At 61.7% G+C, this 22,806-nt stretch carries 18 protein-coding genes; 8 read left to right on the forward strand and 10 right to left on the reverse strand.

What is annotated here, in order from left to right:
• The first annotated feature begins 83 nt into the window (after positions 1–83).
• Positions 84–983, forward strand: coding sequence for an MBL fold metallo-hydrolase (locus IV89_RS07270; RefSeq protein WP_037944490.1), 900 nt, complete (start codon positions 84–86; stop codon positions 981–983).
• A gap of 121 nt (positions 984–1,104) precedes the next feature.
• On the forward strand, positions 1,105–2,388 hold the full coding sequence (locus tag IV89_RS07275) for a DUF3422 domain-containing protein (protein ID WP_037944489.1): 1,284 nt from the start codon (positions 1,105–1,107) through the stop codon (positions 2,386–2,388).
• 2 nt (positions 2,389–2,390) lie between these two features.
• Here IV89_RS07275 and IV89_RS07280 read toward each other — a convergent pair whose 3' ends face one another.
• The 4 genes from IV89_RS07280 to IV89_RS07295 form a co-directional block, all read right to left on the reverse strand.
• Positions 2,391–3,425 (reverse strand): YeeE/YedE family protein, encoded by a 1,035-nt coding sequence (locus IV89_RS07280; RefSeq protein ID WP_037944488.1) that lies wholly within the window; start codon positions 3,423–3,425, stop codon positions 2,391–2,393.
• 164 nt (positions 3,426–3,589) lie between these two features.
• Positions 3,590–4,588 carry an ABC transporter permease gene (locus IV89_RS07285; RefSeq protein ID WP_005854057.1) on the reverse strand — a complete coding sequence of 333 codons (999 nt, stop codon included), beginning with the start codon at positions 4,586–4,588 and terminating at the stop codon, positions 3,590–3,592.
• Positions 4,581–5,648, reverse strand: a complete 1,068-nt coding sequence (locus IV89_RS07290) for an ABC transporter permease (protein ID WP_009824889.1) — start codon at positions 5,646–5,648, stop codon at positions 4,581–4,583. Before IV89_RS07290 ends, IV89_RS07285 begins: the two co-directional genes overlap by 8 nt.
• 138 nt (positions 5,649–5,786) lie before the next feature.
• A complete protein-coding gene (locus IV89_RS07295; protein ID WP_009824888.1) occupies positions 5,787–7,508 on the reverse strand; it encodes a peptide ABC transporter substrate-binding protein in 1,722 nt (573 codons plus the stop codon).
• A 309-nt stretch (positions 7,509–7,817) separates the two neighbouring features.
• Between IV89_RS07295 and IV89_RS07300 the strand changes: the two genes are divergently transcribed.
• The 5 genes from IV89_RS07300 to IV89_RS07320 all read left to right on the forward strand — a co-directional run bounded on the left by IV89_RS07300 (position 7,818) and on the right by IV89_RS07320 (position 14,718).
• A complete protein-coding gene (locus tag IV89_RS07300) occupies positions 7,818–9,650 on the forward strand; it encodes an ABC transporter ATP-binding protein (RefSeq protein WP_037945051.1) in 1,833 nt (610 codons plus the stop codon).
• Positions 9,651–9,662: 12 nt separating this feature from the next.
• Positions 9,663–10,823 carry an acetylornithine deacetylase gene (gene argE, locus IV89_RS07305; protein ID WP_037944487.1) on the forward strand — a complete coding sequence of 387 codons (1,161 nt, stop codon included), beginning with the start codon at positions 9,663–9,665 and terminating at the stop codon, positions 10,821–10,823.
• Positions 10,824–10,954: 131 nt separating this feature from the next.
• Complete coding sequence (locus IV89_RS07310) at positions 10,955–12,301, forward strand: FAD-binding oxidoreductase (protein WP_037944486.1); 1,347 nt, start codon at positions 10,955–10,957, stop codon at positions 12,299–12,301.
• Positions 12,302–12,322: 21 nt separating this feature from the next.
• A complete protein-coding gene (locus IV89_RS07315) occupies positions 12,323–13,486 on the forward strand; it encodes a M20 aminoacylase family protein (RefSeq protein ID WP_037944485.1) in 1,164 nt (387 codons plus the stop codon).
• Positions 13,487–13,554: 68 nt separating this feature from the next.
• Positions 13,555–14,718: a M20 aminoacylase family protein gene (locus tag IV89_RS07320; RefSeq protein WP_037944484.1), complete on the forward strand. Its 1,164-nt coding sequence runs from the start codon at positions 13,555–13,557 to the stop codon at positions 14,716–14,718.
• Between the two features lie 33 nt (positions 14,719–14,751).
• Here IV89_RS07320 and IV89_RS07325 read toward each other — a convergent pair whose 3' ends face one another.
• The 3 genes from IV89_RS07325 to moaA are packed head-to-tail and all read right to left on the reverse strand — an operon-like array spanning position 14,752 to position 18,108.
• Positions 14,752–15,813 carry a glycosyltransferase family 4 protein gene (locus IV89_RS07325; protein ID WP_037944483.1) on the reverse strand — a complete coding sequence of 354 codons (1,062 nt, stop codon included), beginning with the start codon at positions 15,811–15,813 and terminating at the stop codon, positions 14,752–14,754.
• Complete coding sequence (locus IV89_RS07330; protein WP_037944482.1) at positions 15,810–17,093, reverse strand: glycosyltransferase N-terminal domain-containing protein; 1,284 nt, start codon at positions 17,091–17,093, stop codon at positions 15,810–15,812. The genes IV89_RS07325 and IV89_RS07330 overlap by 4 nt, the downstream gene beginning before the upstream one ends.
• Positions 17,094–17,100: 7 nt before the next feature.
• Positions 17,101–18,108: a GTP 3',8-cyclase MoaA gene (gene moaA / locus IV89_RS07335; RefSeq protein WP_005854034.1), complete on the reverse strand. Its 1,008-nt coding sequence runs from the start codon at positions 18,106–18,108 to the stop codon at positions 17,101–17,103.
• Between the two features lie 85 nt (positions 18,109–18,193).
• On the opposite strand from moaA, the gene IV89_RS07340 reads away from it, so the two are divergent.
• On the forward strand, positions 18,194–18,703 hold the full coding sequence (locus IV89_RS07340; RefSeq protein WP_037944481.1) for a hypothetical protein: 510 nt from the start codon (positions 18,194–18,196) through the stop codon (positions 18,701–18,703).
• A 74-nt stretch (positions 18,704–18,777) separates the two neighbouring features.
• On the opposite strand, the gene IV89_RS07345 is transcribed toward IV89_RS07340, so the two are convergent.
• Genes IV89_RS07345 through glmU form a run of 3 tightly spaced genes read right to left on the reverse strand, consistent with a single transcriptional unit; the run spans position 18,778 to position 22,699 of the window.
• Positions 18,778–19,527 carry a DNA alkylation repair protein gene (locus tag IV89_RS07345; protein WP_037944480.1) on the reverse strand — a complete coding sequence of 250 codons (750 nt, stop codon included), beginning with the start codon at positions 19,525–19,527 and terminating at the stop codon, positions 18,778–18,780.
• Positions 19,524–21,344 (reverse strand): glutamine--fructose-6-phosphate transaminase (isomerizing), encoded by a 1,821-nt coding sequence (glmS, locus tag IV89_RS07350; RefSeq protein ID WP_037944479.1) that lies wholly within the window; start codon positions 21,342–21,344, stop codon positions 19,524–19,526. The genes IV89_RS07345 and glmS overlap by 4 nt, the downstream gene beginning before the upstream one ends.
• Positions 21,345–21,346: 2 nt before the next feature.
• On the reverse strand, positions 21,347–22,699 hold the full coding sequence (glmU, locus tag IV89_RS07355; RefSeq protein ID WP_037944478.1) for a bifunctional UDP-N-acetylglucosamine diphosphorylase/glucosamine-1-phosphate N-acetyltransferase GlmU: 1,353 nt from the start codon (positions 22,697–22,699) through the stop codon (positions 21,347–21,349).
• Positions 22,700–22,806: the final 107 nt, after the last annotated feature.

Below are 22,806 nucleotides of genomic sequence, written 5' to 3' on the forward strand. Positions count from 1 at the left end.
GCCGCCCCTTTTGCTTTTGGGGCGAAGGCTGTGGAACTCAAGCCGGTGGCACGTGTTGAATTGTCATATAGGAGGATTTGAATATGAAGTTTTCACGCACCAGCCCCTCGACCGGCCCCGGTTCCCCTGAAGTGACCGGCTTTTACGATGACGATACCGGCAGCATCCAATATCTGGTGGCTGATCCGGCGACCTCAAAGGCGGCGGTGATCGACGTGGTTCTGGGCTTCAGCCCACAAAGTGCGGCGACTGACACGCAGCATGTCGACACCATCCTGCGCCACGCCGACGCCGCGGGCTACGAGATCGAATGGATCCTCGACACGCACCCCCATGCGGACCATCTCATGGCCTCGCACGTATTGAAACAGCGGTTGAACAAGCCCAATGCCATCGGAGCAAAGGTGAGAGAGATCGCAGAGCTCTGGCGTGACTATTACAACATGCCCGACGCCTTTGACCCCGCCGCCGATTTCGACCACCTTTTCGAGGATGGCGATACATTCACCATCGGCGAGCTGCCCGTGCGGGTGATGCTGTCGCCGGGGCACACGTTGGGGTCGATCACCTATGTCGTAGGCTCTGACGCGGCTTTTGTGCATGACAGCTTTATGCAGCCTGACGTGGGCACTGCGCGCGCCGATTTCCCGGGTGGCACCGCGGCTGAACTCTACCAGTCCTTGCAAGATATCCTTTCCCTGCCGGATGCCACGCGCCTGTTCATCGGCCATGACTATGGCACCGAGTATCGCAGCCAACCCAAGTGGGAATCCACCGTGGCCGAACAACGCCGGCACAACGCCCATATCGGCGGTGGCGTGTCGCAGCAAAGCTTCGTCGACCAGCGCGAGGCGCGGGACAAAACCCTCGCGCTGCCCGACCGGATGCTGCATGTCTTACAGATGAACCTTCGGGCAGGGCGCTTGCCGGAGGCCGAAGATGACGGTCACGTTTACCTCAAGATACCGGTCAACCGGTTCTGAAACGGGTCCGGTATTCCGCGGTATACGGTTAACCATATGAAAGATATGTGAAATATCACTAGGCGAATGGCGGTGGTCACGATAGACTGCTTTGATTGTCCCCTTGTAGAAAGCCCGCATCGTGCCCGCCCTCGACGATCACCCCCTGCGCTATACGCTCAATAGCGAGCTGCACGCCCGCCCGTTCCCCTCGCTCACCGCGCCCCATGTTGCGGCCTATCTGGCCGTGCGCCCATCGGGGGAGGCCGCGCGGCGGGACCGCTCTGTCGATCTGCAACAGCTCCGTGATCTCTTGGCCCATTATGGTGCGCCATTGCCCGCCGAGGACGCGACCCATTATTTCGGCCCGATGGGGAAATACACGCTGAAGTGGGAGCAGCATACCGAGTTCGTGACCTATACGGTGTTTCTGGATCAGCTCGGCCAGCGCCCCTTTGATCCGGCAGAGTTTGATGTCTTCCCGCAGGATTGGCGCGCGGGCCTGAACGCGCAGCGGATCACCTCTATTCTGCTGCGGCTGGTGCCCCGTCCGCCACAGGACGCGCAGATCGCCGAGGCGTTGCAAGACTGGTTCGTCCCCGAAAGCCTCGCCGTGGCATCGGTGCTTGAAGATGCTGCCGTCATCGCCAGCGACTTTCGCATCGATCCCGCGGGCCACATGCGCATGGCGGTCTTTGCCAGCGAAGGCACGGGCAGCCGCCGCTTGGGCCGCATCGTGCAACGTCTGTGCGAGATAGAGACCTATAAATCCATGTCGATGCTCGGCTTTGCCAAGGTGCGCGAATTCGCGGGCCAGTTGGACCGTATCGATGCAGAGCTGAACGATCTGATGGCGGGTATGGCAGGCACCTCTGCCATGGCCGAAGACACGCTGCACCGGCTGCTGGATATCTCTGTAGGGCTAGAGGCGCTTTCGGCCGATGCGTCTTACCGTCTGGGCGCGACAGAGGCGTATCAAGCCATCGTCGCACAGCGGATCGGAGCCCTGCGCGAAACACGGTTCATGGCGCGGCAAGGGTTTGATGAATTCATGATGCGCCGCTACGAGCCTGCGATGCGAACGGTCACATCCTCGGAAACACGGCTCAATAAAATGTCCGCCCGCGCCAGCCGCGCGGCCGAATTGTTGCGGACACGGGTTGATGTGGAACGATCCGCGCAAAATCAGGCGATACTGGCCAGCATGGACAAACGCTCTGACCTGCAACTGCGTTTGCAGCACACGGTCGAAGGGCTGTCCGTGGTGGCGATCAGCTATTACGCGGTGTCGCTGGTGGGCTATATGCTTTACCCGCTGGCCGACCGTATCGGGGTCAGCACGGGCACGCTCACGGCAGTGGCCGTCCCGGTGGTGGTGGTGCTGGTCTGGGGGCTGTTGCGCCGCCTGCGCCACAAGATCAAATAGGGTCAGCTGCCCGCTGGTGTGGCGCGCAGGAAGGCATGCATCGCCAGCACGCCGACACCGATCATCACAATCGCAAGGATAGCGGCAAGGGACAGCGTGGGCACGCCGGACAATCCGGCCCCCAGCGTGCAGCCGCCCGCCAGTACACCGCCCACACCCATCAAAGCCGCTCCGGTCAGATAGCGGCCGGTCTGGGCGGGTGTCTCGAAACTTTGCCAGCGAAAGCCGCCAAAGATCAGGCTCGACGCGCAGGCCCCCAAGGCCACGCCCCCCAAAAGCCCGACGCCAAAGCCCGCGGGGATCGAACTGCTGGCCACCACCCAGAACAGCGCATCGGCCGAAGGAGAGGTGAACGACAGGCTTTCCATCGCGATAGGGTCGAATTCGTCAAACAGGATAAACCCCGTCCCGACCCAGGCCAGCGGGACCAGCAGGCCAATCATTGCCGCCATCGCCAGATGGGTCCAGCGGTTGCCCGATCGCAGCGCCACGGCAAGGGCCGCCACCACGATCAGCCCGCCCCATAGCATCACCCCCCCGGGCAGGGCGGCAAGGCTGACGTAATCGCCAAGCCCAAGCGTCACACTGCCAAGCGCCACGCGCATCGGAGCCAGCACGCCTTTCAACGTGGCATGGGCCACAACAGCAAAGACAACCACGACCAACGCCGCGCGCAAATTGCCAGAGCCCGCCAGAATGGTCAGCCGAGAGATACAGCCCCGCGTCAACACCATCCCCGCGCCAAAAAGCAGCCCGCCGATGCCAATCGCCAGATAGGGCACACCCGGCACCATAAAGCGGTGTTCGGCAAAGCTGATCCAGCCCATGGCGACCGCGACCTGCGTCCCCAGCACGGCAAAGGCCAGCGCCGTCAGCCAGACCCCTTTTGCGGCGCGCCGGTCCTCGCCAATCAGCGAGCGGCGAAAACAGAATTTGGTGATCTGCCCGAGTATGCCAAAGATCACCCCAACCGCCAGCGCGAACCAGACAGCCGCTTGTTGCGGTGTGGTGGTCTCAAAACCGAATTGTTCAAACATCCCCGTGATCCCCTTGACGACAACACGACAGTTCCCTGACGCGGAAACCGCCCGAATTCAAGCCTTTTGCGCCCCCACGACAAAGGGAGGCCGCAGCCCCCCTTCACCCTTTTTCAAATACTCAAACCCGACAGCAGCCCCAAAAGGCGACGGGCCGATCCGGATCACCGTCCGCGCAACCGCGGATCCAGCGCGTCACGTAGCCCGTCGCCAAGATAGTTCACGCTCAGCACGGTCAGCGAGATCGCGACGCCGGGCAGGATCACCCGCTCGGGGAATTCCTGCATCCGTGACACGGCATCGGACAAGAGCTTGCCCCATGTCGGATAGTCCGACGGGAAGCCGACGCCCAGAAAGCTCAGCGCGCTTTCGGTGATGATCGCGGTCGCCAGACCCAGCGTGGCCGAAACCATGATCGGAGAGATGACGTTGGGCAGCAGGTGCTTGCGGATGATCTTGCCCGACCGCGTCCCGATGGACCGCGCGGCGAGGATGAACTCGCGCTCTTTCAGCGCCAGAATGTCGCCGCGCACGATCCGCGCGGTCTGCATCCACGAAGTCAGCCCGATGATGCCGACGATCAGGATGAACATCCCGCCTTCGGGGCCAAACCGTGCGTTGAGCGGTTGGCGGAACAGGGTCACCGCCAGCAGCGTCAGCGGCAGGATCGGCAGCGACAGAACCAGATCGGTAAAGCGCATCAGCCAGAAATCGAGCCGTTTGAAATAGCCCGAGATGACGCCGATGGCCGATCCGATGACCAGCGCCAGCCCCATGGCCAGCCAGCCCACCGCCATAGACACACGCCCGCCGGCGATCATCTGTGCCATGATATCACGGCCCAGCTGGTCGGTGCCAAAGGGATGTGCCCAACCGGCCTTGGCCTCGCTGTCGAACAGCAGTTGATACACGGGGCGCCAGTTCTTGTTGCGGATATCCAACGCCTTGGGGTCGACATCCCAAAGGTAGGGGCCGAACAACACCGCGAGGGTGATGAACAGCAAGAAGCCTCCGCCAAAGACAGCGCCCTTGTGCTTGCGGAACTGCTGCCAGACGTCGATCCACTGGCTGCGCGGCGGCTTTTGCGGCTCTTTATCGACCAGCGCACCATAGAGTTCGATGTCGGCCTCGATCGGGCTTGCGGGGGTGGCTTGCTCAGTCATAGCGGATCCTTGGGTCAAGCAGGCCGTATAGAACATCGGCAATCAGGTTGAATAGAACGATGAGGATGGCGAAGATAAAGGTCAGCGTCATCACCATCGGCAGGTCGTTGGCAAAAAGCGCGGTCAGCAGCAGCTGCCCGATACCATTCACTTTGAACACATTCTCGGTAATGATCGCGCCGCCAAAGATCGCCGGCATGCCAAGGGCAATCACCGTGACCACTGGGATCATCGAGTTGCGCAACACATGGACCAGAACGACCGATTTTTCGCGCAGCCCTTTGGCGCGGGCGGTGCGCACATAGTCCTGGTTCAGGTTGTCCAGCATCGCGCCGCGCATATAGCGGCTGATCTGCGCGGTGGTTTGCAGCGCCAGCACCATCACGGGCATGATCATCTGCATGAACTGGAATTTGAAACTCTCCCAGTCGGTCACCACATGGGTCGTGTCATAGATCGACGGCAACCACCCCAGCGAGACCGAGAAAATCACGATCAGCAGCGGCCCGGTGAAAAAGGGCGGGATCGAAAAGCCGATCATGGTGACAAAGGTGCCCGCTTGATCGAATAGCGAATAGTGGCGGTAGGCCGAATAGATGCCAATCGGGATCGCGATCAGGATGCCCACGATATAGCTCAGCCCAACCACCCAAAGCGTCTGCGGCATCCGCTGGATCACGATATCCATGATCGGGCTGCGGGTCTGCCAGCTGATTGCACGCTGTACGGGACGCACAGCACCTGTGTCGGGGTCAATGAAGGTCGACAGGCTGGTGTCGGGCAGCCAGCCCAGCAGGAAGCTGTCGCGGGTGGCCCAGTCGATGAAGACCTGCGGTTCAACCCAGAAGAACTGGATCAGCCATTTATAGTATTGCACATAGATCGGCTGCCCGAGGCCAAGCGCCTCGCGCATTTTCTGTTTTACCTCTGGCGGGACTGTCAGCGGCACCTGGGCCATCGGATCGCCGGGGGCCAGTTGCAACAGCAGGAAGATTACCAGGCTGATAAACAAAAGCGTTGGTATCGACAAAAGTAGTCGACGAATGGTGAAGGTCAGCATGCACAGCGCCTTTGCAAGTCGGTCTAGGGGAGGGGAAGCATGTCAAAATCGAAGGGAGGCGCGATTTCGCACACATTCACACAGGCATCAAGTCATGAGGAGCACGCGCGCTGCGTGCTCCTCTGAGCTTGGGCGTGATTATTCTTTCACGCGGTACCAGTCGGCGGCATTCCACAGTTCGGAATCCCATGTGTTCAGGATCACGCCGCCCAGAGTGTTGGACGCAGCGGAAACCCGACCACGGTCGACCAGCGGAACGATGGTCATCGTGTCACGTGTGATGATGTTGTTCAGCTGCTTGGCGATATCGCCGCGCTTGTCCAACTCGCCCGTGCGCGACAGTTCGTCCAGCAACGCGTCGTATTCTTCGTTGCAGAAACGGTTGATGTTTTCACCCTGCCACTGGCTGGAAGGCTTGGGCTCGTTGCCACAGCGATAGGCAGACAGGTAAGCCTGCGGATCGGTGCCGTCAAAGTTGTTCGCGTACATTTCAACGTCGGCATAGAACTTCTGGAAGGTATCGGGCGAACCGGGGTCGCCACCAAAGAAGACCGACGCATCAAGGTTGCGCAGTTCGACTTCGACACCGATCTGGTTCCACCAGTCTTTGATCAGCGCCTGGAAATCCTGACGGACAGCGTTGGTCGAGGTCTGGTACAGCAGGGACAGTTTTTCACCGTCTTTGTCGCGGATGCCGTCGCCATTGGTGTCGGTCCAGCCGGCTTCTTCCAGCAGGGCTTTCGCGCCTTCCAGATCCTGCGTCAGACATTCGGTGTTGTCGGAGGCATAAAGCTCGGGCGCGGGCACGAGGTTACAGGTCGCGCGACCCGCCTGGCCATAGCCAACTTCGACCAGCAAAGGACGGTCGATCGCCATGGACAGCGCCTTGCGGACCTTAAAGTCGGACAGGATCGGGTGCGGATGCGCCACGGTGGAGCGTTCGCCCTCTGGCAGGTCCGGCGATGGGTCTGTCAGGTTCATCTCGATCCGTTCGACCAATGTCCCGAATGCAGAGATCGCCTGACCCTTGCCGCCTTCGGCCATTTTCGCCAGCACATCGGGGGCCAGCTGCATGTTCCAGGCATAGTCGTATTCGCCGGTTTCCATCACCGCACGACCCGCGGCATTCGCATCACCACCGCCCTTGAGGGTCAGTGTCGCGAACGCAGGTTTGCTGGGGTCACGGTAGTTGGGGTTGGCTTCCATCTGGATCACGTCATTGGGACGGAAATCTGTCACGCGGAACGGGCCGGTGCCGATGGGGTTAAAGTTGGCTTCGGTACATTCGGGGGCTTTCGCGCCCAGGCAGTCCTTGAACTGCGCGGCCTGAATGATCGGTGATTGCGCGCCCATGAACGGGCCGTAAGGGTTTGGCTTGGCGTCGGTGAAATGAACGGTAACCGTCAGATCATCCACGATATCGATGCTTTCAACGCCATCGAACTTCGACGCCTGCGCGCAGCCGCCTTCGGGGTGCATACAGTATTCAGCGGTGAATTTCAGATCCGCCGAGGTCACCGGCGTGCCGTCGGACCAAACCAGGCCCTCTTTTAGCTTCCAGGTGATGGATTTCAGGTCTTCGGCCACGCCGCCGTTTTCAACGGTGGGAATCTCGGTCGCCAGATAGGGGACCAACGCGCCGGTTTCGTCATAGCGGCCCATCGGCTCCAGCACGAGGCTCGCCGCCTCGAGGTCTTTTGTGCCGCCCGACAGATAGGGGGTCATGATCGAGGGCGCTTGCCAGTAGATAACTTTCACCTCGCCGTCGCGTCCACGCTCGCCCTCGTGGGCGGCGCCGAATGCGGCGGGGGCAATCGCTACCGAAGCCGCGGCTCCCAGTAACAGGGTTTTCATGTTCATAGCTTACTCCTTGTTGGACACCGTTGGTTTTTTGAGGTGCCTTTTTTTATGGTCTGTCTTTTCTGGCAATGCCAAAAACGTCAATCTTGATCACGGCCGGGGGCAGGGTGCTGCGACAGACAGGGATGCCCGCCAAAACGCCCGTTTTTCCAGCCACGCCAATAACGTCGAAGCATCGAAACAGGTTTGAAAAAAAATGCAAGCCTCCAAAGCAGCGGATGTTAGCGGTCCCTTGGACCGATTTGACACCAGATGACGAAGTGCCTTAGCGTCGTCAAATTGATTAAACGAGAAGCGCTGGAAAATACCATGCTAGACGAGGCAACGCCGACACCAATCGCGCAAATTCAAGAGCTTAGGGTCGAATTTCAAACCCAGGACGGACCCGTTCTAGGTGTGGAGAACGTCAGCTTTGACATCAATGCGGGTGAAACTGTCTGCGTTGTGGGCGAATCCGGCTCGGGTAAATCTGTGTCCTCGCTGTCGCTGATGCGTCTGGTCGAGTTCGGCGGCGGAAAAATTGCGGGTGGGCGCCTATTATTTGAGCGCCAGAACGATCCCGCTGTCGATTTGGCGCGCACAGATCAGGATGTGATGCGCGATATTCGCGGCAATGAGATCGGGATGATCTTTCAGGAGCCGATGACCGCGCTGAACCCGGTCTTTACCGTCGGTCGCCAGCTGACCGAAGGGCTACGCCTGCACAAGAACATGTCCAAGGCGCAGGCAGAGGCCCGCGCGCTGGAGCTTCTGACCCAGGTCCGCATCCCTGAACCGGCCCGCCGTCTTGCACAATACCCGCACGAGCTGTCGGGCGGGATGCGCCAGCGTGTGGTGATCGCGATGGCGCTGGCCTGTTCGCCGCGGCTGTTGATCGCGGATGAACCCACCACCGCGCTGGATGTGACCATTCAGGCCGAAATCCTCGCGCTGATCGACCGCTTGAAACGCGAGACCGGCACCGCCGTCACGTTCATCACCCATGACATGGCCGTTGTCGCCCAGATGGCCGATCGCGTTGTTGTCATGTTCCGCGGTAACAAGGTCGAAGAAGGCACGGTCGAGGAAATTTTCGAAAACCCTCAACACCCCTATACCAAGGCGTTGCTGGCCGCCGTCCCCAAGCTGGGCGAGATGCGCGGCAAACCCTATCCCGAACCGATGAAACTGCTCGGGACGGCGGATAAAGAGATCAAACCCATCAAGGGCACAGAGGAAACGCTGCTGACGGTCAAGAACCTGACCACGCGCTTTCCGGTGCAGGGCGGCTTCCTGCGCCGCACCGTCGCCAATGTCCATGCGGTCGAGGACCTGTCTTTTACCATCAACAAGGGCCAGACGCTAAGCCTTGTGGGGGAATCCGGCTGCGGGAAATCTACGGCGGGGCGGTCCTTGCTGCGGCTGGTCGACCCCCAGTCGGGCGAGGTCAACCTCGATGGCAAAGACATCATGGCACTGGATTCACGTGGCCTGCACAAGGCGCGGCTGGACATGCAGATGATCTTTCAGGACCCGTTTGCCTCGCTCAATCCGCAGATGCAGTTGTCGGATCAGGTGGCCGAACCGATCCACAATTATGGCACGCTCAAAGGGGCCGAGCTGACCAAACGCATCGAGATGCTGTTTGACCGTGTGGAACTGCCGCGCAGCTTCATGCGCCGCTTCCCGCACGAGCTGTCAGGTGGTCAGCGCCAGCGCGTCGCCATCGCGCGGGCCTTGGCGCTGAACCCCAAGCTGATCGTCGCGGATGAAGCCGTGTCGGCGCTGGATGTGTCGGTGCAGGCGCAGGTGGTCAATCTGATGCTGGAGCTGCAAGCGGAAATGGGGCTGTCCTTCCTGTTCATCAGCCACGATATGGCTGTGGTCGAACGGGTCAGCCACCACGTCGGCGTGATGTATCTGGGCCGGATCGTGGAAATGGGCACGCGGTCGCAGGTGTTTGAAAACCCGCAGCACCCCTATACGCAGGCCCTGATGAAAGCCGTCCCCATCGCCGATCCACGGCGTCGCAAAAAGGAAAGCGAGCTGAACTTCAAGCCGATCCCGTCCCCGATCCATCCGACTAGCTATGTCGCGGAACCCTCTGTTTACAAAACCGTATCCCCCGGCCATCAGGTCTTGATCACCGATAGCGGATACTAAAGGACCACATTAATGACTGCGCGCATGACCCCGTTCGAGCTGATGGAAAAACTCGTCAGCTTTCCTACTGTGTCGCGGGATACGAATATCCCGCTGATCGACTGGGTGGCCGATTACCTTGAAAGCCACGGCATCGCGTCCCATCGCTATATCCACGCCGATCAACCCAAACATGCGCTTTTCGCCCATGTGGGCCCGTGGGAAGAGGGCGCGGTGGTCCTGTCGGGGCATACCGATGTGGTGCCGGTGGACGGCCAGCCCTGGGACAGCGACCCTTTCACCGTGGTTGAACGGGACGGGCGCTATTACGGGCGCGGCTGCTGCGACATGAAGGGCTTTGATGCGCTGGCCATCTGGGCACTGGTAGAGGCGCATTACGCCGACGTGCAACGCCCGCTCCAGATCGCGCTCAGCTTTGACGAGGAAATCGGCTGCACCGGTGCCCCTCCGATGATCGAGGCGATGCAACCGGTGCTGCCCAAGGGGGCGCTGGTGATCGTGGGGGAACCCTCCACCATGCAGGCCGTTACAGGCCACAAGGGCGGCGCGGGCTTCAACACCCATGTGGTCGGCTTCGAGGTGCATTCCTCGCTCCTGCACACAGGCGTCAACGCGATCATGGCGGGGGCCAAGCTGATCGAATGGGCCAATGAGGTGAACACCGAGAACATGGCCCGCAAACCCAGCGAGCTTGCCGCGATGTTCAACCCGCCCTTTACCACCGCCCATGTGGGCGTGATCTCGGGCGGGACAGCGCATAATATCACCGCCAAGGATTGCCACTTCGCCATGGATTTCCGCGTCGTGCCGGGCGAAGACAAAGACGCTTGGGGCACCGCCTATCTGGAAAAGGTGCGCGAGGTCGAAAAGCAGATGCAAGAGGTCGTGCCCGAAACCTATATCGAGGTCACCCCCCGTTTCGACGTCCCCGCACTACAACCCGAAAAAGACGGGCTGGCCGAAACCTTCGTGCGCCAGATCACCGGCGACAATGCCAGCCACAAGGTCTCCTACGGGACCGAGGCCGGACAGTTCCAGGAAGCCGGGTATAGCGCGGTGATCTGCGGCCCTGGCGATATCGCACAGGCGCACCAGCCCAACGAATATATCGAAGTCGCGCAATTTGAGGCCGGCCATAGCTTCATGCGCGACCTGCTTGACCGTTTGAAATGACACAGCGCAGCGGCCCCCTTCTTCCAAATGGCATCACATCCCGGGGGAGGGGCCGCAGCGCGGCACCGGGGGCTGGCCCCCGATCCAGGCCTGCTTTGCCCGCGACGCCCACGCAATATAAAGCCTGACCCATGCAGCCTTTCCCGATCCATACGACCACCCCCGTCACCTATCCCGGCCCCCAGCCAACCACGTCGGATATCGTTGTTATCGGCGGCGGGATCATCGGGGTCTGCACGGCGCTGTTCCTCGCCCGGGAGGGCCACTCGGTCACCTTGCTGGAAAAGGGCCGCATCGCCGCTGAACAATCCAGCCGCAACTGGGGGTGGATCCGGCAACAGGGGCGCGACCCTGACGAGATGCCGATCATGGCCGAGGCGCAGGCGCTCTGGCGCGAACTTGCGGGGCAAACGAATGTGGATATCGGGCTGCGGCAGGGCGGCATCGCCTATCTGGCGCAAAGGCCGACACAGCTTGCGGGCTATGAAAACTGGCTGCCCCATGCGCGGGCCAACGGCGCGGACAGTCGGATGATGACGGCGGCCGAGGTCTCCGCCATGTTCCCCGGCCTTGCGACACCTCAGATCGGCGCGCTGATCACGCCGTCGGACATGCGGGCGGAGCCTTGGGTCGCGGTGCCCGCACTCGCCGGTATCGCCGCGCGAGAGGGCGTTCAGATCATCGAGAATTGCGCCGTGCGCTGCCTTGATATCGCGGCGGGGCGGGTTGCCGGGGTGATCACGGAGCATGGGCGTATCGCGTCTTCGCAGGTGGTGCTGGCAGGTGGCGCGTGGTCGGCGCTGTTCCTACGCAATCACGGTATCTCTATGCCGCAGCTGTCGGTGCGCGAAAATGTGGCGGCGACCGAAAGCTTGCCTGAAATTTACGCAGGGGCGGTGTCGGACGGGCGGGTCGCGTTCCGGCGGCGCGAGGATGGCGGCTATACGCTCGCTCCTCCCGGCGCGCCCGAGCTCTTTGTGGGCCCTGACGCCTTTCGCGCCTTGCCCCACTACCTGACCCAGTTGCGCGCCGATCCCTTTGGTCAAAGGCTTCACCCTTTTGCGCCCAAGGGCTTTCCCGATGCCTGGACGACCAAGCGGCGCTGGCAGGCCGATACCCCATCCCCCTTCGAGGCGATGCGCATCCTTAATCCCGTGCCCAATATGGCCAAGATCCGCCGCCTGCTGCGTGATTTTTCAGCAATGTTCCCCGACTTGGGTCCGATAAAGCTGAAATCTGCCTGGGCGGGGATGATCGACACGATGCCTGACATTGTACCTGTCGTGGATACTGTGGCAGCACTGCCGGGGCTGACCATTGGCACGGGCATGTCGGGGCACGGCTTTGGTATCGGGCCGGGTATGGGCCGCGTTCTGGCGCGTCTGGCCACGGGGCAAAGCGGCGGGCACGACCTGACCCGCTTTCGCCTTGCACGTTTCACCGATGGAAGCCCGATGATCCTGGGCCCGAACGTCTAGACACATAAAGGAACGCACGCGATGCCGATCAAGAACCGCTTTGCCGAAACCCATGCCGACATCACCGCGTGGCGGCGTCACCTGCATACGATCCCCGAATTGCAATTCGATCTGCCGCAGACCGCGGCTTTCGTCGAAGAGAAGCTACGCAGCTTTGGCATTACCGATATCACCACCGGCGTGGCGCAAAGCGGCATCGTCGCGGTGATCGAGGGCAAGACCAATGCCTCGGGGCGCAGCATCGGCTTGCGCGCGGACATGGACGCTTTACCCATCACCGAGGCGACGGGGCTTGAGTATGCGTCCAAAACGCCGGGCAAGATGCATGCCTGCGGCCATGACGGGCACACCGCGATCCTGCTGGGGGCCGCGCAGTATCTGGCAGAAACGCGCAATTTCGACGGGCGGGCGGTGCTTATCTTCCAGCCCGCTGAAGAGGGCGGCGGCGGTGGCAACGTCATGGTCGAGGAAGGCCTGATGGAGCGTTGGTCGATCGACGAGGTCTACGGGCTGCACAATATGCCCGGCCATCCCGTCGGCGCATTCGCGATCCGCAGTGGCCCTTTGCTGGCGGCGGCGGATGAGTTCGACATCATCATCACCGGGCAGGGCGGCCATGCCGCAGCCCCGCACGAGGCGATCGATACCAACCTTGCCGCGGCGCATGTCGTTGTCGCGCTGCAATCCATCGCCGCACGCAACGTGGATCCGATCAAGAATGCTGTCGTGTCAGTCTGTACCCTGCGGTCCGATACCGACAGCCACAACGTCCTGCCGCAAACCGTGCGGCTGCGCGGCACGGTCCGCACGCTGGATGCGGGCATCCGCGATCTGGTGCAGGACCGGCTGGAGGCAGTCGTGACCCACACCTGCGCCGCCCACCAATGCACTGCCGACATCGCTTACGCGCGCGGCTATCCCATCACCGTGAACGCTGACGCGAACACCGCCTATGCCGCTGATGTGGCCGAGAATATCGCCCCCGGTGTAGACCGCGACACGCCGCCGATCATGGCCGGAGAGGATTTCTCGTATATGCTGAACCAGCGCCCCGGTGCCTATATCATGCTGGGTAATGGCGACGGGCCCACCGTCCACCACCCCATGTATAATTTCAACGATGACGCGATCCCCGCAGGTTGTAGCTGGTTCGCGGAAATGATTGAAACAAGATTGCCAGCCTAGCCGCCGGCTTTGCCCGAAAGGGGCGCTGCGCGTTTCCCTTTTTTCACAGACTTCAAGGACTTCGAAAAATGCCCGTTAAGAACCGATTTGCCGAATTGCACACCGACATCACCGCATGGCGACGTGATTTGCATGAACACCCCGAGATCCTGTTCGAGACGCATCGCACCTCTGCCACCGTGGCCGAGAAACTGCGCGCTTTCGGCTGTGACGAAGTTGTCGAAGGCATCGGGCGTACCGGTGTTGTCGGCGTGATCAAGGGCAATGCCACCAGCTCGGGCAAGGTCATCGGGCTGCGTGCGGATATGGACGCGCTGCCGATCCACGAACAGACGGGGCTGGACTATGCCTCCAAAACGCCCAATGCGATGCATGCCTGCGGCCACGACGGCCACACGGCGATGCTGTTGGGCGCGGCGCAGTATCTGGCCGAGACACGGAATTTCGACGGGACCGTTGTGGTGATCTTTCAGCCTGCCGAAGAAGGCGGCGGTGGCGGGCGCGAGATGTGCAAGGACGGCATGATGGAACGCTGGGGCATTCAGGAAGTCTATGGCATGCACAACTGGCCCGGCATTCCTGCCGGACAATTCGGCATCCGCCCCGGCCCGTTCTTTGCGGCCACCGACCTGCTGGAAATCGAAGTCGAGGGTCTGGGCGGCCACGCGGCCAAACCACACGAGACCATCGATACCGGTGTGGTCACCGCACATATCATCACCGCGCTGCAAACCATCGTCAGCCGGAACGCGGACCCCGTGGGCAATATCGTTGTCTCGATCACCTCGATCGAATCCTCGTCCAAGGCGTTCAACGTGATCCCGCAGCGGGTGAACTTGCTGGGCACCGTGCGCACCCTGTCCAATGACCTGCGCGATCTGGCTGAAAAGCGCGTGACAGAGATTTGTGAAGGCATCGCGGCGACCTTTGGCGCGACGGCAAAGGTCAAATACGTGCGCAACTATCCGGTGATGGTGAACCACGACGAACAGACTGAATTCGCGGCGGATGTCGCGCGCGGCATCTCGGGGCAATGCGACGAAGCACCTTTGGTCATGGGGGGCGAGGATTTCGCCTTTATGCTCGAAGAGCGCCCCGGTGCCTATATTCTGGTCGGCAATGGCGACACTGCGATGGTGCACCACCCGATGTATAACTTTAACGACGATATCATTCCCGCGGGCTGCAGCTGGTGGGCGGGTATCGCCGAACAACGCATGCCCATCGGCTGATCACACAGGCATGGGGCGGGGGAAACCCGCGCCCTATGCCGCCAGCAGCTTGCGATAGATTTTGACCAGCGCCGCCGCTTCGCGGGCGATAGAGAAATCCGACATCACATAGCTGCGCCCGGCCTCTGCCCATGCGGCCAGTCGGGTCCGGTCGGACAGGGCATCGCGCGTCGCGGCCTCAAGCGCTGGAATGTCATCGGGGTCCACCAGTAGGCCCGTCGTACCTTGCACCACCAGCTTTTCAAAGGCCCCCACACGGGTCGCGACCACGGGCACACCGCAGGCCATCGCCTCGATCGGGGTGAGGCCGAATCCCTCCCACCGTTGGGGGGCGACGTAAAGGTCCAGCACGCGGTAGAAATCCGCCATATCGCCCACGGGCACCTCTGGCAGGAACAGCATCCGGTCCGACAGCCCTTCGGCGCGGGCGCGGTCTTTCAGGCCCTTCTCGAAGCTCTCGTATTTCTCGGTCGCGCGCCCCATCACAAGGGCGACGACATCGGGGTTGTCCCGCAGGATCGGCAGCATCGCCTCGACAAAGGCATCGGTGCCCTTTTGGGCGCGGATACGGCCATAGCAGCCCACCAGCGTCGCGTTCACTGGCAGCTTGAGCTCGGCGCGCAGGGCGGCGCGGTCGGGCGAGGGGGCAAAGCCCTCGGTGTCGATCCCGTGCATGATCACATGGCCGGGGTTTTCCAGATAGGCGTTGGTCCGGTCCGAGGTCGCCACAACGGCATCCATCCGCCGGATCAGCCAGCGCGTCAGGCCGGTCTGTTCACGCTGGCTGGCCGAGGTGAACATCAGCTTGAGCCGCTTGCCCAGCAGATAGCGCAGCGCCAGCCCGCCCAGCATCTCGACGTTGCGCCGCGCGTGCCAGACCCGCCAGCCCGACGGCGACGGCCCGCGGCGCGACATGGTCACAAGCGAGGCCAACGGCACCTGCGGCACATCATCAGGCACAATGGGGCCCGTTGCCGCGATAGAGATATCGCGCGATTGCACCGGCACCAGCCGCATCACAGTGGCCGTGACGCCGCTGAGCCTGCGTTTGAAATTCGGCGCGATCACATCGGTGCGGGCAAGGGGGTGCGTCATGGGGTATCCAACTTCAATGTGGTGATCAGACGGCTGGCAATGGCATCAAGCTGGTCATCCTGTGCCGCGATGAAGCGGGCAGCGGCTGCGGTCATCGTCGCCAGCTCGTCCGGTTTGGTCAAGAGCGCGGCAACGCGGGCGGCCAGATCATCGCCATCCGCCACGATCCGCGCAGCGCCTTCAGCCTCGAGCTGGGCATAGGTTTCCGCAAAGGCCGCAACGTGATTGCCCGACAGCACCGCAGCACCCGATTGCGCCACCTCGAACGGGTTATGCCCGCCAATGGGCAGCAGCGACCCACCCAGAAACACGACATCGGACAGGCTGTACCACAGGCCCAATTCCCCCAGCGTGTCGGCCAGATAGACCTGCCCTCCGGGGGCGTCCCCACGGCCGCGACGCTGCACGGTCAGCCCCGCGTCCTGAACCAGCGCCTCTACCGCGTCGCCGCGTTCGGGGTGGCGGGGGGCAAGGATGAGACACAGATCGGGAATCTCGCGCAGCAGCTTCTTATGTGCGTCCAGCACGCTGCGTTCCTCGCCTTCGTGGGTGGAGGAGGCGACCCAGACCGCCCGCCCGCCAAGCGCTGTGCGCGCAGACGCCAACGCCTGTGCATCGACGGGCAGCGGGCCGGCCATGGATTTCAGATTTACGCCCGGCGACACACGATCGGCGGGGGCATGCATGCGGATCATATTGCGCGCCATCGCGTCATTCTGCGTCACGATCAGCGTGAAGACATCGAACAGGTAGCGGGCAGTGCGGGGCCATTTCTCCCAGAACTCGACCGTTTTGTCGGACATGCGCGCATTGACCAGCGCCATCGGCGCGCCGGTCGCATGGGTCCGTCGCAACATCTGCGGCCAGATCTCGCTCTCGACAAATATCGCGGCGTCGGGCTGCCAATGGGCCAGGAACCGCTTTAACGGGCCGGGGGCGTCCAGCGGGGCAAACTGGTGCAGGCTGCGCGGCGGCAGACGTTGGTCCACCAGCCTGGCCGAGGTCGCGGTGCCGGACGTAATCAGGAAATGCGCGTCGGGCAGCATGTGCCCCATGCGGGTGATCAGCGCCAGCACCGACAGGCTTTCGCCCACGGAGGCCGCATGCACCCAGACGAGCGCGCCGCTTGGGCGCGGCTGTGTGGCAATGCCGCGTTTCTCTCCCGCGCGGGCGGCGGGCACGTCTTGCGCGTTCAGCTTGCGCGCCTCTGCGCTGGCGGCAAAGGGGATCAGGCAGCGGCTGGCAAGAACCCAGGCGCGGTACAGGAAAGGCGCGGACACGGTCGCGTCAGCCGCCTGTGTGGCTCATGTGGCGGGGCATCTGCCCATCCAGCTTTTGCCGTGAATAATCAAAGTCGTGGCCCTTGGGCTTAAGGTTGATCGCCGCGCGAATTGCGTCTTTCAAGGGTGCGTCGTCATCTGGGTGGTTGCGCAAGGGCGCGCGCAGGTCGGCCACATCTTCCTGCCCCAGACACATGTAGATTTCACCGGTGCAGGTGATCCGTACGCGGTTGCAGCTTTCGCAGAAATTATGGGACAGCGGCGTGATAAAGCCGATCTTCTGGCCGGTCTCTTCCAGCCGGACATATCGGGCAGGGCCGCCCGTATTCTCGGCCAGATCGGTGACGGTGTAGTGTTCCTCGTAGGTGCGGCGCACATCCTTGAGCGACCAATACTGGCCCAAGCGGTCTTCGTTACCCAAGTCGCCCATGGGCATCACCTCGATCCAGGTCAGATCAATCCCGCGATCCGCACACCATGCGGTCATCGACGGCAGTTCTGCCTCGTTGAAGCCTTTCAGCGCGACGGCGTTGATCTTGACCCGCAGCCCGGCATTCTGCGCCGCGTCGATCCCGCGCAGCACCTGCGGCAGACGTCCCCAACGGGTGATGTCGGCGAATTTCTGATCGTCCAGCGTATCAAGCGAGACATTCACACGGCGCACGCCCGCAGCATAAAGATCGGCGGCATAGCGTTCCAACTGGCTGCCATTGGTGGTCAGCGTCAGCTCTTTCAGCGTGCCGGCGTCCAGATGGCGGGTCATGCTGTCGAAGAAGGTCATGATGCCTTTGCGGACCAAAGGCTCACCGCCGGTGATGCGCAGCTTTTGCACACCCAGATCGACAAAGTTGGTGCACAGCCGATCCAGCTCTTCCAAGGTCAGAAGTTCCTTCTTGGGGAGGAAATTCATATTCTCGGACATGCAATAAACACAGCGAAAGTCACAGCGGTCTGTGACAGAGACGCGCAGATAGGTGATAGCGCGGGCGAACGGGTCAATCAAAGGTGCATTCATATCCCATAGGTAAACATCGGCCCATCCCGGGGCAAGTAGCATTTAGGAGATTGAAGCGGCAGGGGCGGAGCGTTAGATTTAGCCCATGAAACATTATATTATTCTAGGTGTCGCTGTCGTTGCTCTGGCCGGATGTGCGGGCGTAACGGATCGTTTGGGTTTGGGCAAACGCGGGGCGGACGCTGCCCCCCCCACGGCCGAGGCCGAGGCGCGTGCAGAGGCGTCCCTGTCGTCCGCCACCGCGGCTGCCCGTCCGCCTGCTGGGGCACGCACAGCCGATGCGCTTGACACCACCACGGCCGAACAACGCGCCGAGGCGTCAAAACCTGCTGCGGCAGGGGCCAAATCGCTGGGCACCACCGTCGCCTCGCTTGGCAGCGCGACAGAGCCGGGGCTGTGGATGAAAACACCGCTGGTGAAATCGGAAATGCAGGGCCGCGTGACGAACCCCGCGACGGGCAAATCCTCTACGGTTGAACTGATCCCGCTGGATGGGCCTGCCTCGGGCGGGAGCCGCATGTCGTTGTCGGCGCTCCGTCTGATTGGCGCGTCGCTGACGGATCTGACCAAAGTTGAAGTGTCCACCAACGGTTAAGCCGCGCGGTAATGGTGTAAGATACAAAACGGGCGTCCGAGGGGGGAACCTTGGACGCCCGTTTTCTGTAGGGATCAGTTGTCTGATGCGGGGGCTCCGTCTTCCGCCGTCACGTCCGCTGCCACCGGGGCTTCCAGCGGGAAATCCGGCATATGGCGCGCGGCTTCCTTGATCGCATAGGGTTTGAGGGTGGCGCGGTTGTCCTCGATAAAGGCGGCGGCGCGCACGGGGTCATGACGGCTGAGGTCGCGGACCCACCACGCGATGGCCTTTTGCAGGATGCCGTTCTTGACCGGCAGATACCCCGCTGCCCAACCAAGGATACGCTCGCGCGCGTCCAGCTCTTCGGGCTTGGGGTTGTTCTGCTTGGTCCAGGGCAGGGTCGCGACAAGCGCCGCCCGCTTCGACCAGAGTTCACCCGATTGGGTCCAGGTCTCGACCACATCCAGACGTTGAGGGTCTGCCAGCAACCGTTTTTGCGCCGCCATACAGGCATGATCCGCGATGGCCCAGCTGTCGAAGTCCGGGACCCAGCTTTGGATCAACTGCCACGCGGGTTCGTCATCCGGGCGCAGTCGGGCCTGGGTCAACAGCTTGGCCGCCGCCACCCGCGCCTCGAAGATATCCGTCTGCCATAGGGCATCGGCCAGCGCGATCCGGTCGGTCAGCGACAGCTCGGCCCGCCATCCTTTGGTCAGATCGTTGATCTGCGGATTGGCAACGCCCAGATAGGGGCGATCCACCTTGTGATAGGCCTGCATCTTCTCGACAGCGGCGGGATCAGCCAGTTCGTTCAGCTGCGCCATGTAGGGGGCAAGGTTCATTCCACAGTCACCGATTTTGCCAGGTTGCGCGGTTGGTCGACATCGGTGCCTTTGGCAATCGCGGTGTGATAGGCCAGCAACTGCGCCGGGATCGCATAGAGGATAGGGGCGAGCGCATCGGCAACGGGTGGCATTTCGATCTGCCCCCACGTGCCTTCGGCGGCTTCATCCAGCCCCGCACGATCCGAGATCAGGATAACCTTGCCCTTGCGCGCCATGACCTCTTGCATGTTGCTAACGGTCTTGTCGAAAAGCGTGTCGTTGGGGGCCATGACCACCACAGGCACGTTTTCGTCGATCAGCGCGATCGGGCCGTGTTTAAGTTCTCCCGACGCATAAGCTTCGGCGTGTATATAGCTGATTTCTTTCAGTTTTAGCGCACCTTCAAGGGCAAGCGGGAACATCGCCCCACGCCCCAGGAACAACACGTCACGGGCCGAGGAAAGCTTGTAGGCTTCGTCGCGCAGGGCGGCGTTTTGTTCGAGCGCGGTGTTGATCAGCGACGGCATGGACCGCAGACCAGAGACATAATCGGCCAGCTCTTCCTTGGTGATCGCGCCACGGTCGACGGCGGCTTTCAGCACCATCAGGAACAAGACGGTCAACTGGCAGGTGAAGGCTTTGGTAGAGGCGACGCCCACTTCGACCCCCGCGTGGATCGGCAACGCCAGATTGCTTTCCCGTGCGATGGAGGATTCAGTCACATTGACCACCGAAGTGATGAGATCGGCCTTGCCCGCGCAATAGCGCAGCGCGGCCAGCGTGTCGGCGGTTTCGCCCGACTGGCTGACAAACAGCGCCATGGTCCGGTCCGAGATGGGCGGTTCACGGTAGCGGAATTCCGACGCGACATCGACCTCGACCGGCATGCGGGCGATCTGTTCGAACCAGTATTTCGCGGTCAGGCAGGCGTAGAAGGCCGTGCCGCAGGCGACCATGGTGATACGGTCGATCTTGGTGAAATCGAGCCCCGGATCGGGCAGCATGATCTCTCCGTCCGCGGTGAGGTAGCGCGACAGGGCCTCGCCAATGACAGCGGGCTGCTCTGCGATCTCTTTCGCCATAAAATGCTTGTGGCCGGCCTTGTCGATGCGGGTGGTATCCAGACTGATCTTCTTGACCACACGGTCAACAGGGGCATCATTGGCGTCGTAGATCTTGACCGACGTGCGGGTCAGCACGGCGCGGTCGCCTTCCTCAAGGTAGGTCACTCGGTCCGTCATGGGCGAAAGCGCAATCGCGTCGCTGCCCAGATACATCTCGTTGTCGCCATAGCCGACGGCTAGCGGAGCCCCCTTGCGCGCGCCGATCATCAGATCGTTTTCACCGTCAAACAGGAACGCCAGCGCGAAAGCCCCATGCAGCCGCGCAATGGTCTTGGTCGCGGCGTCTACAGGGCCCAGCCCTTCGGCCATGTATTTCTGGGTGAGTAGTACGACCGTTTCCGTGTCCGTCTCGGTCACGAATTCAACGCCGTCCTTGGCCAGTTCGGCGCGCAGCTCGCGGAAGTTTTCGATGATGCCATTATGCACAACAGCCACGGGCCCCGCCTGATGCGGGTGCGCATTGGTGACCGATGGCGCGCCATGGGTCGCCCAACGGGTATGCCCGATGCCCGACTTCCCGGCGAGCGGTTCATGCACCAGCAGATCCGACAGGTTCACCAGTTTGCCGACCGCGCGGCGGCGGTCCAGCTTGCCCGCGTCAATCGTCGCGATACCGGCGCTGTCATAGCCGCGATACTCCAGACGTTTCAGGGCTTCGACAAGGGTAGGCGCAACTTCGTGTTGGCCAAGGATACCGACAATACCACACATGATTAGCTGCCTCTCTGCTGTTTGGCCTTCTTGGCCTTTAACATTTCCAACAATTTCCGCGCCATGCCCGGTTTCTCGACCTGATGCGCGCGCGCCAGCGCCAATGCGTCAGCCTCCACATCCGAGGTGATGACCGACCCCGATCCCGTCATGGCTCCGTCGCCGATATGCACGGGGGCCACCAGCATGGTGTTCGACCCGATAAAGGCGTTGGCCCCGATATGGGTGTGGTGCTTCATCACGCCGTCATAGTTGCAGGTGATCGTGCCCGCGCCGATATTGGCTTTGGCACCGATGGTCGCGTCGCCGATATAGCTCAGGTGGTTCACTTTGGCCCCTTCGGCGATCTGCGCGTTCTTGACCTCGACAAAGTTGCCGATGCGCACATCCTCGGACAGCTCTGCACCGGGGCGCAGGCGGGCGTAGGGGCCAATGACCCCGCCGCGTGCGACGTGGCAGCCTTCAAGGTGGCTGAACGCGCGGATGGTGGCACCGGATTCAATCGTCACGCCGGGGCCAAAGACCACATTGGGTTCGATCACCGTGTCGCGGCCGATATAGGTGTCACGGGCGAAATAGACCGTCTCGGGGGCCATCAGCGTGATACCGTCCTCAAGCATGGCTGCACGGGCGCGCGACTGGAACGCGGCGTCGGCAGCGGCCAGATCCGCGCGGGAGTTCACGCCCATCGTCTCGGCCTCGTCACAGGTGACGGCAGTGGCTTTCAGCCCGCGTTCCCGTGCAATGCCGATGATATCGGTGAGGTAGTATTCTTCCGATGCGTTGTCGTTGCCGACCGCATCAATCAGGTCAAACAGCAGGTTGGATTTGCACGCGACAACACCGCTATTACAAAGGGTTATAGCGCGTTCTTGATCTGTGGCATCTTTGTATTCAACGATGCGGTCAAGGCTGTCGCCCTGCATTACCAAACGGCCATAGCGGGCAGGATCAGCGGCGTCAAAGCCCAGCACGACGACATCATTCGTCTCAAGTGCTGCGCACATGTTTTCAAGCGTTTCGGTCTGCACGAAAGGCGTATCGCCATAAAGCACGATGGCCGTGCCGTCGAAGCCTGCCAGCGCCTCGCGCGCCTGACCAACGGCGTGGGCGGTGCCCAGTTGTTCCTCTTGCACGACGACCTGTGCTTCGTCATCAAAAGCCTGCGCAGCGGCGCGGACCTGATCTGCCCCGTGGCCTGCAACAACGACCGTGCGGGCAGGCGATAGTGCGGCACCTGATGCCATGGCGTGCTCTAACAATGGTGCGTGGGCGACCGCATGCAGAACCTTGGGCAGATCCGATTGCATACGGGTACCTTTGCCTGCGGCCAAAAGGATCAGTGCAACTTCCATGTATAATCTCTTTAATCAATTTAATGTCTGCTCTCTTTACCTTGTTGGCGATTTTGCGCAAGGCTAGGGGTCATCAAAGAAGATTTCCGCCTGCAACACATTCAGCA

Source organism: Sulfitobacter sp. CB2047 (assembly GCF_000735125.2).
GTDB classification, from domain to species: Bacteria; Pseudomonadota; Alphaproteobacteria; order Rhodobacterales; family Rhodobacteraceae; genus Sulfitobacter; species Sulfitobacter pontiacus.